This is a genomic window from Holdemanella sp. DFI.5.55, from assembly GCF_020593575.1.
GTDB classification, from domain to species: Bacteria; Bacillota_I; Bacilli_A; order Erysipelotrichales; family Erysipelotrichaceae; genus Holdemanella; species Holdemanella hominis.
Genome location: NZ_JAJDMK010000202.1, coordinates 1 through 485, shown reverse-complemented (window position 1 = coordinate 485; position 485 = coordinate 1). Strand labels below are relative to the sequence as shown.

Here is a 485-nt window from a genome sequence, read left to right as displayed (position 1 = left end):
ATTTATATGCGTATCGTCCGTCCTTTCTTTGTGATTCTCCAGTTTTGAGTAATCGCCCTCTGTTATCTTTTCGTCTACTCATGATTGCTCCTTTCTAGTATGAAAAGAGCCTTGCCTATGTGTGATTTTAGCATAGACAAGGCTTTCTTTCCATAGCCTTAATACATTTTAGATTGTCTCGGATTTCAAAAGAATCTCCTCTAAACGCACCCGCTTAATTAACTGTCTACTTCCGTTGTATAGTAACCAGTCGGGATTCTGTTCTAAACTTGCCATGTTGCGAAGTTTGTTTTCCCCGATTCCAAAATATCGACTTGCTTCTGTGAACGTAAGCAAGAATTTGTTTTCAATATTAACTGTCCTATTCATAATAATCACTTCCTCCTGCTTTCCAAATAACACATTGAAATGCTTGCTCATATTTAGCATTAAACCATGCCATTTCTAATGCTTCTGACATATTCTTATAACGTCCTGCTTTCACA

Annotated in this window: 2 protein-coding genes; both read right to left on the bottom strand. The window is 37.1% G+C overall.

The annotated features are described in order from the left end of the window. Positions 1 to 82, bottom strand: an 82-nt coding sequence (locus LJE08_RS13805) for an integrase DNA-binding domain-containing protein (protein WP_255650361.1), incomplete at its 3' end; no start/stop codon positions are given. Positions 83 to 168: 86 nt separating this feature from the next. Further along, a complete protein-coding gene (locus LJE08_RS13800) occupies positions 169 to 369 on the bottom strand; it encodes an excisionase (protein ID WP_227403556.1) in 201 nt (66 codons plus the stop codon). Between the last annotated feature and the right edge of the window lie 116 nt (positions 370 to 485).

What these genes read in the sequence shown, in the direction of transcription:
- LJE08_RS13800 (WP_227403556.1), bottom strand. Translation starts at nt 369, where the DNA reads ATGAATAGGACAGTTAATATTGAAAACAAATTCTTGCTTACGTTCACA.